Here is a 15493-nt window from a genome sequence, read left to right as displayed (position 1 = left end):
AGCGCTAACCTGACGACGGTGAAACGCATCCCTTACGCCGAGGCCTCCCGGGCGCTGCTGCGCGACTCGGTGCTCGACGCGATGCGGGAACTGCTGACCCGGCGGGACTGGTCATCGATCACGCTGGCCGCGGTGGCCGAGGCGGCGGGGGTCAGCAGGCAGACCATCTACAACGAATTCGGCTCGCGCCAGGGATTGGCGCAGGGCTATGCGATCAGGCTGGCCGACCGCCTGGTCGACGCCGTGGACCGGGCCATGTCCAACAATGTCGGCGACATCCACGCCGCGTTCTTGGAGGGGTTCCGGTCCTTCTTCTCCGATTCGGCCGCCGACCCGCTGGTGATCTCGTTGCTGACCGGGGCCGCCAAGCCGGACCTGCTGCAGATCATCACCACCGACAGCGGCCCGATCATCGCCCGCAGCTCAGCGCGGCTGACGTCGTCGTTCATGCACAGCTGGGTCAAGGTCAGCGAGGACGACGCCGGAATCCTGGCCCGGGCCGTCGTGCGGCTGGCCATGAGCTATGTCTCCATGCCGCCCGAAGCCGACCACGACGTGGCTGCCGACTTGGCGCGACTGTTCACCCCCGCGGCACAGACCTACGGCGTCGTCGACGCGGAATGACCCGGCCGAGCAGACTTTGGCCTGCGCCGGTAGCTTGTAGCGGAGCCAATTCACCGAACCTAACGGGGGCGTACTGATGAGTTTGACCGCGGACAGCCGCAACGGCATCGACTACAAGGTCGCTGACCTGTCGCTGGCCGATTTCGGCCGCAAGGAGATCCGGCTGGCTGAGCACGAGATGCCGGGCCTGATGGCGTTGCGTCACGAGTACCACGGGGTCAACCCGCTCAAGGGCGCCCGTATCACCGGTTCGCTGCACATGACCATCCAGACCGCGGTGCTCATCGAGACCTTGGTCGACCTCGGTGCCGAGGTCCGTTGGGCGTCGTGCAACATCTTCTCCACCCAGGACCATGCCGCCGCGGCGGTCGTCGTCGGGCCGCACGGCACCGTCGAGGAGCCCAAGGGCACCCCGGTCTTCGCCTGGAAGGGCGAGTCGCTGGAGGAGTACTGGTGGTGCGCTGAGCAGGCCCTGACCTGGGACGGCGAGCCGGCCAACATGATCCTCGACGACGGCGGCGACGCCACCATGATGGTGCTGCGTGGCGCCCAGTACGAGAAGGCCGGCGTGGTTCCGCCCGCCGAGGAGGGCGACTCCCACGAGTGGAAGGTCTTCCTGGGCACGCTGCGCGAGCGCTTCGAGACCGACAAGACCAAGTGGACCAAGATCGCCGAGTCGGTCAAGGGTGTCACCGAGGAGACCACCACCGGCGTACTGCGCCTGTACCAACTGGCCGCCGCCGGTGAGCTGGTGTTCCCGGCGATCAACGTCAACGACTCGGTCACCAAGTCCAAGTTCGACAACAAGTACGGCTGCCGGCACTCCCTGATCGACGGCATCAACCGTGGCACCGACGCGCTGATCGGCGGCAAGAAGGCCCTGGTCTGCGGCTACGGCGACGTGGGCAAGGGCAGCGCGGAGTCCCTCAAGGGCCAGGGCGCGCGGGTGACCGTGACCGAGATCGACCCGATCAACGCGCTGCAGGCGCTGATGGAGGGCTACGACGTCCAGACCGTCGAGCAGGCCATCGGCGACGCCGACATCGTGATCACCACGACCGGCAACAAGGACATCATCACCCTCGAGCACATGAAGGCGATGAAGAACCAGGCCATCCTGGGCAACATCGGTCACTTCGACAACGAGATCGACATGGCCGCCCTGGAGACCTCCGGCGCCGTGCGCGACAACGTCAAGCCGCAGGTCGACGTCTGGACCTTCCCCGACACCGGCAAGTCGATCATCGTGCTGTCCGAGGGCCGGCTGCTCAACCTGGGCAACGCCACCGGCCACCCGTCGTTCGTGATGAGCAACAGCTTCTCCAACCAGGTGATCGCTCAGATCGAGCTGTGGACCAAGGGCGACGAGTACGACAACGAGGTCTACCGGCTGCCCAAGCACCTGGACGAGAAGGTGGCCCGCATCCACGTCGAGGCCCTGGGCGGCACGCTGACCAAGCTGACCAAGGACCAGGCCGAGTACATCGGCGTCGACGTCGAAGGCCCGTACAAGCCGGACCACTACCGGTACTGATCTCTCCGCCGAGCAGTCGTGAAAGCCCCCATTTCCGCGCGAAATTGGGGGCTTTCGCGACTGCTCGCGGGGGTGGGTGAGCCCGTACCGTGCTGATCGCGATCGAAGGCGTTGACGGCGCCGGCAAGAACACCCTGGCCCAAGGGTTGCGCACGGCCTTCGAGGGGGCCGGCCAGTCGGTGGCCACGTTGGCATTCCCGCGCTATGGCGTCTCGGTGATCGCCGATGTGGCCGCCGAGGCGCTGCACGGACAGCACGGCGATCTGGCCGACTCGGTGTATGCGATGGCGATGTTGTTCGCGCTGGACCGCGCCGGCGCCAAGGACGAGATCGACACGCTGTGCCGCGGAAACGACGTGGTGATCCTGGACCGGTACGTCGCCTCCAGCGCCGCCTACAGCGCCGCCCGGCTGCACCAGGACGCCGACGGAGAGATGGTGGGCTGGGTGCGCCGGCTGGAATTCGGGCGGCTCGCGCTGCCTGCTCCGGACTGGCAGGTGCTGCTCGACGTGCCCACCGAACTCGCCGCGCAACGGGCCCGGCACCGCGAGGCGCACGACGCCACGCGTTCCCGGGACAGCTACGAGCGCGACGACGGCCTGCAGCGCCGCACCGGCGAGGTGTATCGAGGGTTGGCCCACGCCGGGTTTGCTGGACGCTGGCAGGTAGTCGGCCCGACGGTCGATGCGGCTGCTCTGGCGGCCGAAATGCGCGGGTAACTCTGCGAAACGCGCGTGTGATAGCCACGTTTTGTCACGTTCTGGTGACACCATGTACGCCATGAGGCAAAGGATTCTTGTCGTCGACGACGACGCGTCGCTGGCCGAGATGCTCACCATCGTGTTGCGTGGGGAGGGTTTCGACACCGCGGTCGTCGGTGACGGCACCCAGGCGCTCACCGCGGTGCACGAGCTTCGGCCCGATCTGGTGCTGCTGGACCTGATGTTGCCCGGCATGAACGGCATCGACGTCTGTCGGGTGCTGCGCAAGGACTCCGGTGTCCCGATCGTGATGCTCACCGCCAAGACCGACACCGTCGACGTGGTGCTCGGGCTGGAGTCGGGCGCCGATGACTACATCATGAAGCCGTTCAAGCCCAAGGAGCTGGTGGCCAGGGTGCGGGCCCGGCTGCGCCGCAACGACGACGAGCCGGCCGAGATGCTCTCGATTGCCGACATCGACATCGACGTGCCGGCGCACAAGGTGAGCCGGGGCGGTGAGCAGATCTCCCTGACGCCGCTGGAGTTCGACCTGCTGGTGGCGCTGGCACGCAAACCGCGGCAGGTGTTTACTCGTGAGGTGCTTCTCGAACAGGTCTGGGGATACCGCCATCCGGCGGACACCCGACTGGTGAACGTGCACGTCCAGCGCCTGCGGGCCAAGGTGGAGCAAGACCCGGAGAACCCGACTGTGGTGCTGACCGTCCGAGGAGTGGGTTACAAGGCCGGACCTCCGTGATCCCCACCGGGGAGCGGCGGAAGTGATCTTCAGCTCCAAACGGCGCCCCCGGCGGTCGGGTCCACTGCTGCTCGGTGTGAACACCCTGCGCCGCGCGGTGCAGGTCGCCTGGCGTCGTTCGCTGCAACTGCGGGTTGTGGTGCTCACGCTGGGCATGTCGGCGGTGGTGATCTTGGGTCTGGGTTTCGTGTTGACCAGCCAGATCACCGACCGGGTGCTCGACGTCAAGGTCCGGGCGGCCACCGAGCAGATCGTGCGGGCGCGGGTCACCGCCGGTGGGATCGTCGGCGGTGAGGAGGCTCGTTCGCTGACGTCGAGTCTGCAGCTGGCTCGCAACACGCTGATGTCCAAGACCGACCCGGCTGCCGGCAGCGGCACGGCGGGCGCGTTCGACGCGGTCCTGGTGGTGCCCGGCGAAGGGCCGCGCGCGGCGACTACTGCCGGACCGGTGGATCAGGTTCCGGCCGCGCTGCGGGAATTCGTCAAGGCCGGTCAGGTCAGCTACCAGTACGCGACCGTGCACGTCGAAGGCTTTTCGGGTCCGGCGCTGGTGATCGGGACACCGACGACGTCGCGGATCACCAACCTGGAGCTGTATCTGATCTATCCGCTGGGCACCGAACGCAACACGATCAGCATGGTGCGCGGCACGATCGCCACCGGCGGCCTAGTGCTGCTGGTGCTGCTGGCGGGTATCGCTTTGCTGGTGTCGCGGCAGGTGGTGCTTCCGGTGCGGTCGGCTTCGCGGATCGCCGAGCGGTTCGCCGAGGGCCATCTGTCCGAACGGATGCCGGTGCGCGGCGAAGACGACATGGCCCGGCTGGCGGTGTCGTTCAACGACATGGCCGAGAGCCTCTCGCGTGAGATCACCCAGCTCGAGGAGTTCGGCAACCTGCAGCGCCGGTTCACCTCCGACGTCAGCCACGAACTGCGCACCCCGTTGACCACCGTGCGGATGGCCGCCGACCTGATCCACGATCACAGCGAAGACCTCGAGCCGTCGCTGCGGCGCTCGACGGAACTGCTGGTCAGCGAGCTGGACCGGTTCGAGTCCCTGCTCAACGACCTGCTGGAGATCTCGCGGCACGACGCCGGTGTGGCCGAATTGTCCGTGGAGTCGGTGGACCTGCGTTCGACGGTCAACAGTGCCCTGGAGAACGTGGGGCACTTGGCGGCCGACGCCGACGTCCAGCTCAAGGTGGATATGCCCGGCGATCAGGTGATCGCCGAGGTCGATCCGCGCCGGGTCGAGCGCATCCTGCGCAACCTGATCGCCAACGCCATCGACCACGCCGAGCACAAGCCGGTGGTGATTCGGATGGCCGCCGACGAGGACACGGTGGCCGTCACGGTGCGCGACCACGGCGTGGGCTTGCGACCGGGCGAGGAGAAACTGGTGTTCAGTCGGTTCTGGCGCGCCGACCCGTCTCGGGTGCGGCGCTCCGGTGGGACCGGACTGGGTCTGGCGATCAGTGTGGAGGACGCCCGGCTACACCAGGGCCGGCTGGAGGCCTGGGGCGAGCCGGGCAAGGGGGCCTGCTTCCGGCTCACCCTGCCGCTGGTGCGCGGACACAAGGTCACCACCAGCCCGCTGCCGATGAAGCCGGTGAGCGCCGCCGAGCGTCGGGAGCGTCGCCAGCGGGCCCGCGAGCACGCCGAGAGGATCGGATGATGCGCCGCAACAGGATCGCGACGCGGATGCTGGCCCTGGCAGGGACGGCGGCGCTGGTCGGCGCGCTGGCGGGGTGCGCCGGGGTGCCCAGCACGTCGGCGCCGCAGGCGATTGGCACGGTGGAGGCGCCGCCGCCGTCGGTGCTGCCCAAGCCCACCCCGGGGATGGATCCCGATGTGCTGCTGCGGGAATTCCTCAAGGCGACCGCCGATCCGGCCAACCGGCACCGCGCGGCGCGGCAGTTCCTCACCCAGGAGGCCTCTGACTCCTGGGACGACGCCGGTAGCGCGTTGCTGATCGACAACGTGGTGTTCGTCGAGACGCGCAGTGCCGGCCGGGTCGCGGTCACGATGCGCGCCGACATGCTGGGGTCGCTGTCGGACATGGGGGTGTTCGAGACCGCTGAGGGCGCCCTGCCGGCCCCGGAGCCGATCGAACTGCTCAAGACCTCCGACGGTTGGCGCATCGACCGGCTGCCCAACGGGGTGTTCCTGGACTGGCAGCAGTTCCAGGCGACCTACAAGCGCAACACGCTCTACTTCGTAGACCCGACCGGCAAGACGGTGGTTCCCGATCCCCGCTACGTGGCGGTGTCCGATCCTGACCAGTTGGCGACCGAATTGGTGTCCAAGCTGATCGCCGGCCCCCGTCCGGAGATGGCGGGGGTGCGCAATCTGCTGTCGCCGCCAGTGCGACTGCGCGGGCCGGTGACTCGCGCCGACGGGGGCAAGAGCGGGGTCGGCCGCGGCTACGGTGGCGCGAAGATCGATCTGGACAGTTTGTCGGCCACCGACCCGAACACCAGAAAATTACTTGCCGCGCAACTCATCTGGACGCTCGCCCGAGCTGATATCAAGGGTCCCTACGTGATCGACGCCGATGGTGCGGCGCTCGACGACAGGTTCCCCGACGGGTGGACCACCTCGGATGTGGCCACCACCGATCCGGGCGCCTCCGACGGGGCCGGTGCGGGAATACATGCGCTGGTGGGTGGTTCGCTGCTGGTGTTGGACGGCCAGCAGGCCAACCGGGTGCCGGGCGCATTCGGCCGCGAGCCCGATCAGGAGTCGTGCGCGCTGTCGCGCAATGGCCGCCAGGTGGCCTCGGTAGTGGTGCACCCCGGTGACCCGGAGGCCACCCTGTGGATCGGTGATCTCGGCGGCGAGGCGGTACAGGCGGCCGAGGGGCACACCCTGTCGCGGCCCAGCTGGTCGTTGGACGAAGCCGTGTGGGTGGTGGTCGACGGCAACAACGTGCTGCGCGCCATCCAGGAAGTCGCAACGGGCCGCCCGGCCCGGATCCCGGTGGACTCCGGCGCGGTCTCCGCGCGGTTCCCCGGGCCGATCAGCGAGCTGCAACTGTCTCGCGACGGCACCCGGGCAGCCATGGTGATCGGCGGACAGGTGATCCTGGCCGGCGTCGAACAGATGCCGGGCGGCCAGTTCGTGCTGCACTACCCGCGCCGGCTGGGCTTCGGGCTCGGCTCCTCGGCGGTGTCGCTGAGCTGGCGCACCGGCGACGACATCGTGGTGAGCCGATCCGATCCCAAACATCCGGTGTCCTACGTCAACATCGACGGGGTCAACTCCGATGCGCCCAACGGCAACCTTCAGCTGCCGGTGTCGACGATCGTCGCCGACCCGTCCACGGTCTACGTGGCCGATCCGCGCGGCGTGCTCGCGCTGTCGTCCGCGGCGGCCGAGGACGAGCAGAGCTGGTCGCCGCTGGGGCCGTTCATGGTGGCCGGCGCGCTGCCGGTACTGCCGGGCTGAGCGACAGAACCCCCGCGCCCCGCCTCTCATCGCCCGCCCGCATCGCGCAGGCAGGGCCAGAAGTCCCGAGTCAACGGCGCAGTTGCGGGTCTTCATGCCCTGGTCGGACCGCCGGCATGCGGAGGATCGTGAATAGCGCAAGGTCCTCTTGGGCTCAGCGGAAATCGGGCTCGGGGCCGCCAGAAGAAAGGGGCCGGACCGTGGATGAACAGCCTGCGGGCTACCCGGACGCCGCGGCGGTTCGGGAGACCATTCGAACCGCGTTAATACTGGCAGCCCGAGCGCCATCGGTGCACAACTCCCAACCATGGCGCTGGCGGGTGGACCCGGCGCCGTCGGCGCCCCGGCTGGACCTGTACGTCGAGCCCGATCTGCAGCTGCGCAGCGTCGACCCCGACGGCCGCGGAATGATCTTGAGCTGCGGCGCGGCATTGCACCACTGCGTGGTGGCATTCGCCGCGTTGGGGCAGCAGGTCAAGGTCCATCGGTTGCCCGACCCGGCACAGCCTGACCTGTTGGCCTCGATCGAGCTGGGCCCGCCTTGCCCGCAACCCGATCTCTGCCAGGTCGATGTCGCGCTGGCGGCGGCGATCCCGCGCCGGCGCACCGACCGCCGTAACTTCAGCGGCTGGCCGGTGGCCGGCGCCGACATCGCATTGATGGGCGCGCGTGCCGCCCGGTCGGGCGTGATGCTGCGCCGGGTCGACGCCCTGGACCGGCTCAACGCGGTGGTGGCCCGCGCGGTGTTCGAGCACCGCACCGACTACGACTACCTCGCCGAGTTGGCGACCTGGAGCGGGCGCTACGGGTCGGTGGCCGGCGTTCCGGCGCACAGTGTTCCGGCGCCGGATGCCGGCGCCCCGATTCCGGGCCGGTTCTTCGCCGGGCCGGCACTGGCCCAGCCGCCCGGTGCCGTCCCGGCCGAGGACCGTGCCGTGATGCTGGCGCTGGGCACCGAGACCGACGACCGGCTGGCGCAGCTGCGATCCGGTGAGGCCACCAGCGTGGTGCTGCTGACCGCGACCGCGTTGGGGCTGGCCAGCTGCCCGGTCACCGAGCCGCTGGAGATCGCCGAAACCCGCGCCGCCGTGCGCCGCGACGTCTTCGGAACCAGCGGTTATCCGCAGATGCTGCTGCGGGTCGGCTGGGCGCCGATCAATGCCGATCCGCTGCCGGCAACCCCGCGGCGCTTCCTCAACGACACCGTCCAGTGGCTGGCCGCCGACACCCGCAAGGCCCAACCGCGAGAAGCTGACGGGCTGGCCCTTTACGCCTGAGCCGCACCGGCGATTACGACACCAGGGGAGCGGACCAGCGCAGCACCGTCCCGCCACCGGGGGCCGATGTGACGCTGAAGGTTCCGCCGGCCTGCTCCGCGCGCTGCCGCAGGTTGGCCAGGCCGCTGCGGTTGACCACCTCGGGCAGCCCGCGGCCGTTGTCGGTGACCTCGATGCTCAGGTCGTCTTCGACCTTGATCTGCACGGTCACCGCGGTGGCGCCCGAATGCCGGACCGTATTGCTGACCGCCTCGGCGACCACCGCCTCGGCGTGATCGGCCAGACCCGGCTCCACCACCGACAGCGGGCCGACGAACTGCACGGTGGTGTGCAGTCCCGATCCGGAGAACTGGGCCACCGCGTTGTCCAGTCGCTGCCGCAACGGTGTTGCCGCGGAGGCGACGCCGTGCAGGTCGAAGATCGTGGTGCGGATCTCGCCGATGATTCCCTGCAGGTCGTCGACCGCGTCGGAGAGCCGGTGCTGCACCGCGGCGTCCCGGCTGCGTGGAATGGTGCCCTGCAGGGACAGTCCCACGGCGAAGAGTCGTTGGATCACATGGTCGTGCAGGTCGCGGGCGATCCTGTCCCGGTCGGTGACCACGTCGAGTTCGTGCATGCGGCGCTGGGTGGTGGCCAGCTGCCAGGCCAGCGCAGCCTGGTCGGCGAACGCAGCCATCATGTCGAGTTGCTCGGTGTTGAACGGGGGCGTGGTGCTGTGCCGCATCACCACGACTACGCCGGCCACCGCGTCGGCGGCACGCAGCGGAAGTATCAGGGCGGGCCCGGCCGCACGCACACCGCTCAACGTCAGCTGGTCGACTCGGTGCGGCTCCCGCTTCGAGAAGGCCTCGCCGACGGGGGAGCCGGTCACCGGGAGGGTTTCCCCGGACAGGCAAGCCATTGTCGGCCCGATGGTTTCGACCACCAGGAGCTCGCTGATATCCGCTTCGGCGGCGTCCTCGTCCAGCGGGATGGCCACCAGCGCCGACTCGGCACCGGTGAGCTTGCTGGCCTCCTCGGCGATCAGCCGGAACACCGTGGAGGGGTCGGTTCCCGACAGCAGTTCGGTCGCGATGTAGTGGGTGGATTCGATCCAGGACTGCCGCGCCTTGGCCTGGGCGTACAACCGGGCGTTGGCGATCGCGATCCCGGCGGCGGCGGCCAGCGCCTGAACCAGCACCTCGTCGTCTTCGCTGAATGGCTGCCCGTTGGCCTTCTCGGCGAGGTACAGATTGCCCACGACCTCGCCGCGCACGCCCACCGGCACGCCGAGGAACGTCCGCATCACTGGATGGTGGGGCGGAAAACCTATGGCGGCAGGATGTTTGGAGAGGTCGTCCAGTCGCAGGGTTTGGGGTTCGTCGATCAGCAGACCGACCACCCCCACCTGCTGGGGCAGCCGGCCGATCTTGACGAACGTCTCGTCGTCGATGCCTTCGTAGACGAACTGCTGCATTCGGCGGTGGCGGTCGTGTACTTCCAGCGCACCGTATTGGGCCTCGACCAGATTGGTGGCGGTCTGCACGATGGTGCGCAGGGTTTCGTCGAGTTCCAAGCCCGAGGTGACGGCCAGCATCGCTGCCAGCAGCCCGTCGAGGCGGTCGCGGCCCTCCACGATCTGCTGGACCCGGTCTTGCACACCGACCAGCAGTTCGCGCAACTGCAAATGAGAAAGTTTGTCGCGCAGCGGGTTCGGGCCTTCCTCGGATGCGTCGTCAGTCATTCCGTGCGCGCTCGAGTTTGGTGGCGAAGACCGCCGCTTGGGTACGACGCTCCATGCCCAGTTTGGCCAAAAGCCGTGACACGTAGTTCTTGACGGTCTTCTCCGCCAGGAACATCCGGTCGGCGATCTGCTTGTTGGTCAGTCCTTCGGCAAGCAGACTCAGCAGTGTCCGTTCCTGTTCGGACAGACCCGACAGCGGATCGGGTTTGGCGGCGGCGCCGCGCAGTTTGGCCATCAGGGCTGCCGCGGCACGGTTGTCGAGCAGCGAGCGCCCGGCGCCGACTTCCTTGACCGCGTTGGCCAGCTCCATGCCTTTGATGTCCTTGACGATGTAGCCGCTGGCGCCGGCCAGGATGGCGTCGAGCATCGCCTCGTCGGAGGTGAAGGAGGTCAGGATCAGGCAGCGTAGTTCGGGCATTCGCGACAGCAGGTCGCGGCAGAGTTCGATGCCGTTGCCGTCCGGCAGCCGGACATCGAGCACGGCGACGTCCGGAGACAGCACCGGAATGCGGGCCATGGCTTCGGCCACCGAACCGGCCTCACCGACCACCTCCAGTTCGGGATCGGCGCCCAGTAGATCGATCAGGCCACGCCGCACCACCTCGTGATCGTCTACCAGAAAGACCCTGACCACATCGCGTCCTCTCACCCGAAGCCGTCGTCGCGGCGCGCACGCAGGCACTGCCCACGGTAGCGGCGCCGTCCGCGGATTCCCAGGGCCCAAAGCCCCGATCCGGGCACGGGTCGCTCATCGGGCCTGAATTACGCTTCATGCCACTCGGCCCGGACGTAGGAGATCCCAGTGGACGCCTCTGCCCTCAACGCGTTGTTCGACCTGACCGGACGCACCGCCATCGTGACCGGCGGCACGCGCGGCATCGGACTGTCGGTCGCGCACGGGCTGGCCGCGGCCGGCGCCAACGTGGTGGTGGCCAGCCGCAAGCCCGACGCGTGCGAGCAGGCCGCCGAGCAGCTGCGCCAGGCCGGCGCGCAGGCCATCGGGGTGCCGACCCATCTCGGTGACGGCGCGGCGATCGAGGCGCTGGTCGATGCCACAGTCGAGCGGTTCGGCGGAGTCGACATCGTCATCAACAACGCCGCCAACGCGCTGGCGCTGCCGTTGGGCGAGATCACCCCGGAGGCGTTGAACAAGTCGTTCGCGGTCAATCTGCAGGGGCCGGTCTTCCTGGTTCAGGCGGCGCTACCGCACCTTCGCAAGAGCGAGCACGCCGCGATCGTCAACGTGGTGTCGGCCGGCGCCTTCGTCTATTCGCCGGCGACGTCGATGTACTCGGCCGCCAAGGCCGCACTGGTTTCCTTCACCCGGTCCATGGCTGCAGAGTTGGCGTCATCGCGGATCCGGGTCAACGCGATCGCCCCCGGACCGGTCAACACAGACATGGTGCGTAACAACCCGCCGGAGTTCATCGCAGCACTGCAGGCTGCCACGCTGCAGCAGCGCATTGCCGAACCCGACGAAATGGTCGGTCCGATACTGCTTCTCGTCTCCGACGCGGGCAGTTACATCACCGGCCAGACCATCCACGCCGACGGCGGGATGGTCGCGCGGTAGTCGGCGGCGTCGGTCAGGTGTTCCGCTTGGCGGCGCGCAGCGCCTCGGCCGCGCCGCCCAAGAACGGGGTGATGATGTCCACCGGCAGCGGGAACACCACGGTGGAATTCTGGTCGGCCCCGAGCTCCAAAAGGGTTTGCAGGTAACGCAGTTGCAGCGAGGCCGGGTTCTGCGAAAGCCGCTCGGCGGCCTGGCTGAGTTCCTCGGAGGCCTGTAGCTCGCCCCGCGCGTTGATCACCTTCGCCCGGCGCTCGCGCTCGGCCTCGGCCTCGCGGGCCATCGCCCGTTGCATCGACTCGGGGATCTCCACGTCCTTGATCTCGACCACCCGCACCTGGACGCCCCACGGCTCGGTCTGCTTGTCGATGATCGTGCGCAGGTCGGCGTTGAGATCGTCGCGGTGCGCCAGCAGCGTGTCCAGATCCGCTCGCCCCAACAGGGAGCGCAGCGTGGTCTGGGCGATCTGCGAGGTGGCCACGGCGTAGTTCTCCACCTCCATGATCGCCTTGAGCGGGTCGGTGACCTGGAACATCACCACGGCGTTGACCCGGGCCGGAACATTGTCGCGCGTGATCACCTCCTGCGGGGGAATAGTCAGGGTGACCACCCGTTGATCGACCCGAATCATTTTGTCCACCAAGGGGAACAGGAACTTCAGTCCTGGCTGGTAGAGCGGGCGGGCATGGCCCATCCGGAACACCACACCGCGTTCGTACTCGCGCACCACATTCAGCGCAAAATATGCCAGCACGGCAAGTGCCACGATGGCCAGCGCCAGCACGGTTATCAAACCCTCACTCACTTGAGCTGCTGCCTCCTGCTCGACGCGTCGTCGGAAAAGCTGCCCCACCGGGTGGAGTACCGGTCGATCGCGGCCTCGACCTTCAATGCCTGATCTTCGGCGACAGATCGGTGCGGCCGGTCATCGGGGGCGTTACTAGGGGTGTTCCACAGGTGCCGCAGCAGGGGATAGCCGCCGGCCGCCACTACGGCGATAGCCGCGGTCAACACCAACACGTCGGCGGCCGAGTGGTTTACGAACAACGTCGCCGCCGGCAGGATGATCCCGAAACCCGCTACCGCGCAAGCGATGCCTCGGTGAAACCGGCCGGTTTCCGAGTGCGGCCACGGGTCAACCGCCCGGCTGATCTCCCGGCCGTGGGGCGACGTGGTGCAGGTCCGCTTGACCGGGCAGGAGTTGCAGACCGACGGCGTCGCCCGGTACCGCATCACGCGATTGTCCGGGTCGAACGAGGTGGGCCAGAGCCACTGATCCTGCGGGCACTTCCACGCGTCATGGTCGTCGTGGTAGACGAACTTGCCGGTGCGCCACTGTGCGGCGCGTTCGGAGGTCCGCTGCGCCATCCGGTCGAAGCCCCAGGCGAAAGCCAGCAACAGCAGCGCGTAGCCGGCAACCAGCCATACCCATGTCGCCGGCCCGGTCATGCTCAGTCCTTGCCTGCGGCTGCGGAGTCTGCCTGGACCTCGACGTAGAGCGGGTTCTCCGGCAATTCGTCGACCGTCTCACCGGAGCGGAAGTTGCGCAGCGCAATCCAGGCGATCCAGACGAACGGCACCACACCGGCGCCGATCAGGATCGCGTCACCGGGCAGGCGCATCCATTCCAGCAGCGCATTGCCGGGCTGGGTGATGTAACCCAGCGAACGCGCTTCGAAGTAGCCCGCGTTCACCGAGTGGAACAACTGCAGCACGCCCAGCGGCAACAGGGTGACGAACACCATCCATGCCAGGCCGATGTTCATGCCCCAGAACGAGATCCGGGCCAACTTGTTCGGCCACTTGTCCGCCGGGATGACGTAGCGGAAGGCGAACATCGCCAGGGCGACCGCGAGCATGCCGTAGACCCCGAACATCGCGGCGTGTGCGTGGTTGGCGGTCAGTGCGGTGCCGATCTCGTAGTAGGACACCACCGGCAGGTTGATCAGGAACCCGAAGATGCCTGCGCCCAGGAAGTTCCAGAACCCCACGGCAACCAGGAACATCACCGCCCAGCGGGCTGGGAAGTTGTTCTGCTCACCGGCTTCCTGACGGGCGCCCAGTTGCAGGAAGGCCCAGGCCTCCACGGTCAGGAACGTCAGCGGGATGACCTCGGCGGCCGAGAAGAACGCGCCCAGTGCCATGTGCTCTACCGGTGTGCCGGAGAAGTACAGGTGGTGCATGGTGCCGATCACGCCGCCGGCGGAGTACAAGATGATGTCGAGGAAGATGACCAGCAGTGCGACGCGCTCACGGACCACCCCGAGCTGGACGAAGATGTAGGCCACCATCGCGGTGGTGAACAGCTCCAGGAAGTCCTCCACCCATAGGTGCACCATCCAGAACCGCCAGAAGTCGGCGACCGAGAAGTGCGTCTCGCTGCCGGCCAGCAGGCTGGCCGCGTAGAACGTGGGGATGGCCAGCCCGGTGAAGAAGAACATCCAGGGCAGGTTCATCTTCGAGGTGGTGGCCAGCTTCGCGCGCATGCCACGCCAGATGATGACGATCCACAAGAACAGGCCGACGATCAGCAGCACCTGGAAGAGGCGCGGCAGGTCCAGGAACTCCCACTGCTGGGACAACAGGGTGCCCGGCTTGATTACCCCGAAGATCGACAGTGCCTCGAAGGCCAGTGAGCCGAACACCACCACGGCCAGCGCGCCCAGCAATCCGTACACCAGGACTGACTGCTTGCCGGGTTCGCGGCGGGTGATGAAGGGCACCAGGAAGATTCCGCCGGCCAAGAACGCCGCCGCGGTCCAGAACAGTGACAGCTGCAGGTGCCACGTTCGAGCCAGGTTGTAGGGGAGGACCTTCGCGAGGTCGATCCCGTAGAACTCCGACAGATCCGCTCGGTAGTGCTCGACGGCGCCGCCGAGCAGGACTTGGGCCAAGAACAGCACCGCGACCACGGCGAAGATCCAGATTGCGGCGCGCTGCGAGCGGGTCAGCGGCACCTCGCCGGGCTGGCGGAAGTGCAGCTTGGTCATCTCCGTGCCGTGCCAGCCGATGTTCTGGCTCCAGCGACCGTAGACGGTGAACATGATGCCGATGCCGCCCAACAGCATGATCAGCGACAGCACCGACCACACCACCACCGATCCGGTGGGCCCGTTGTCGACGCGCGGCTCCGAGGGCCAGTTGTTGGTGTAGCTGTAGTTGTGGCCGGGCCGATCGGCGGCCGACGCCCACGCGGTCCAGGCGAAGAACGAGGTCAGATCGCGGATCTCACCGGGCTCGGTGATCATGTGCGGCAGCAGGCCGTATTTGGTGGAGGCTTCGCCGAAGTAGCCGGCGTAGTGCTCCTCGATGTCGTTGAACGCCTGGGCCTGTTTGTCGGTGAACACCAGTGTCTTGGTGTCCGCGTTATAGCGGTTGGTCCGGAACTCGGCGACCACGTCGTCGTGCGGGTTCGCCACGCCCTGCGCCTTGAACTGATCGGCGACGTCTTCGGTGGCCAGCCGCAGATATTCGGCGGTGTAGTCCGGGCCCAGGTAGGCGCCGTGGCCCAGCACCGAGCCGTACTGCATGAGGCCGCGGGCCTGAAAGAGTTGCTGGCCGCGGGTGATGTCGGCACCGGTGAACAGCTGTTGGCCGGATTCGGTAACGACCTTGTCCGGCATCGGCATTGACGCCGTGTACGTGCGATAGGCCAGGATGCCCATCACCAGGAAACCGAAGATCATGACCAGGGCCACGCCCTGCGCCCAGCCCTTGCCGACCAGCGCCTCGGCACGGCCGGATTCGGTGGTGGGCGCGCCCACCTGTGTCGCATCGGTGCTCATGGACGGGACGCTAACAGTATCGAGGATGAAAATTCGCGAAACTGTTAGTGCCCACACGATTTTGGGGTCTGGCGTTAG

At 67.7% G+C, this 15493-nt stretch carries 13 protein-coding genes; 8 read left to right on the top strand and 5 right to left on the bottom strand.

Features of this window, described 5'->3' with window-relative positions; genetic code table 11:
• Positions 1-18: 18 nt before the first annotated feature.
• The 7 genes from ACKY0X_RS16180 (at position 19) to ACKY0X_RS16150 (ending at position 8337) form a co-directional block, all read left to right on the top strand.
• Positions 19-624, top strand: coding sequence for a TetR/AcrR family transcriptional regulator (locus ACKY0X_RS16180; RefSeq protein ID WP_409426856.1), 606 nt, complete (start codon positions 19-21; stop codon positions 622-624).
• A gap of 76 nt (positions 625-700) precedes the next feature.
• Positions 701-2158, top strand: coding sequence for an adenosylhomocysteinase (gene ahcY, locus ACKY0X_RS16175; protein WP_046285644.1), 1458 nt, complete (start codon positions 701-703; stop codon positions 2156-2158).
• Positions 2159-2247: 89 nt separating this feature from the next.
• A complete protein-coding gene (locus tag ACKY0X_RS16170; protein WP_409426855.1) occupies positions 2248-2877 on the top strand; it encodes a dTMP kinase in 630 nt (209 codons plus the stop codon).
• A 52-nt stretch (positions 2878-2929) separates the two neighbouring features.
• On the top strand, positions 2930-3616 hold the full coding sequence (gene mtrA, locus ACKY0X_RS16165) for a two-component system response regulator MtrA (protein ID WP_013829915.1): 687 nt from the start codon (positions 2930-2932) through the stop codon (positions 3614-3616).
• Between the two features lie 22 nt (positions 3617-3638).
• Positions 3639-5288: an MtrAB system histidine kinase MtrB gene (gene mtrB, locus ACKY0X_RS16160; RefSeq protein ID WP_065038848.1), complete on the top strand. Its 1650-nt coding sequence runs from the start codon at positions 3639-3641 to the stop codon at positions 5286-5288.
• Between the two features lie 26 nt (positions 5289-5314).
• The gene (gene lpqB / locus ACKY0X_RS16155; protein ID WP_065038892.1) at positions 5315-7060 is read left to right on the top strand and encodes an MtrAB system accessory lipoprotein LpqB; all 1746 of its coding nucleotides are present in this window, start codon (positions 5315-5317) and stop codon (positions 7058-7060) included.
• A gap of 200 nt (positions 7061-7260) precedes the next feature.
• Complete coding sequence (locus ACKY0X_RS16150; RefSeq protein ID WP_409426854.1) at positions 7261-8337, top strand: Acg family FMN-binding oxidoreductase; 1077 nt, start codon at positions 7261-7263, stop codon at positions 8335-8337.
• 13 nt (positions 8338-8350) lie between these two features.
• Here ACKY0X_RS16150 and ACKY0X_RS16145 read toward each other — a convergent pair whose 3' ends face one another.
• On the bottom strand, positions 8351-10060 hold the full coding sequence (locus tag ACKY0X_RS16145; protein ID WP_409426853.1) for a GAF domain-containing sensor histidine kinase: 1710 nt from the start codon (positions 10058-10060) through the stop codon (positions 8351-8353).
• Positions 10053-10694: a hypoxia response regulator transcription factor DosR/DevR gene (dosR, locus tag ACKY0X_RS16140; RefSeq protein WP_409426852.1), complete on the bottom strand. Its 642-nt coding sequence runs from the start codon at positions 10692-10694 to the stop codon at positions 10053-10055. Before dosR ends, ACKY0X_RS16145 begins: the two co-directional genes overlap by 8 nt.
• Positions 10695-10862: 168 nt before the next feature.
• Here dosR and ACKY0X_RS16135 point away from each other — a divergent pair, with 168 nt between their 5' ends.
• Positions 10863-11633, top strand: coding sequence for an SDR family NAD(P)-dependent oxidoreductase (locus ACKY0X_RS16135; RefSeq protein WP_409426851.1), 771 nt, complete (start codon positions 10863-10865; stop codon positions 11631-11633).
• Between the two features lie 13 nt (positions 11634-11646).
• Here ACKY0X_RS16135 and ACKY0X_RS16130 read toward each other — a convergent pair whose 3' ends face one another.
• Genes ACKY0X_RS16130 through ACKY0X_RS16120 form a run of 3 tightly spaced genes read right to left on the bottom strand, consistent with a single transcriptional unit; the run spans position 11647 to position 15415 of the window.
• On the bottom strand, positions 11647-12423 hold the full coding sequence (locus tag ACKY0X_RS16130; RefSeq protein WP_396872779.1) for a slipin family protein: 777 nt from the start codon (positions 12421-12423) through the stop codon (positions 11647-11649).
• A gap of 8 nt (positions 12424-12431) precedes the next feature.
• On the bottom strand, positions 12432-13079 hold the full coding sequence (locus ACKY0X_RS16125; RefSeq protein WP_409426850.1) for a hypothetical protein: 648 nt from the start codon (positions 13077-13079) through the stop codon (positions 12432-12434).
• A gap of 2 nt (positions 13080-13081) precedes the next feature.
• Positions 13082-15415: a nitric-oxide reductase large subunit gene (locus tag ACKY0X_RS16120; RefSeq protein WP_409426849.1), complete on the bottom strand. Its 2334-nt coding sequence runs from the start codon at positions 15413-15415 to the stop codon at positions 13082-13084.
• Positions 15416-15493: the final 78 nt, after the last annotated feature.

Source organism: Mycobacterium sp. SMC-11 (assembly GCF_046250095.1).
GTDB classification, from domain to species: Bacteria; Actinomycetota; Actinomycetes; order Mycobacteriales; family Mycobacteriaceae; genus Mycobacterium; species Mycobacterium heraklionense_A.
This window is presented reverse-complemented; position numbering and strand designations above follow the sequence as displayed.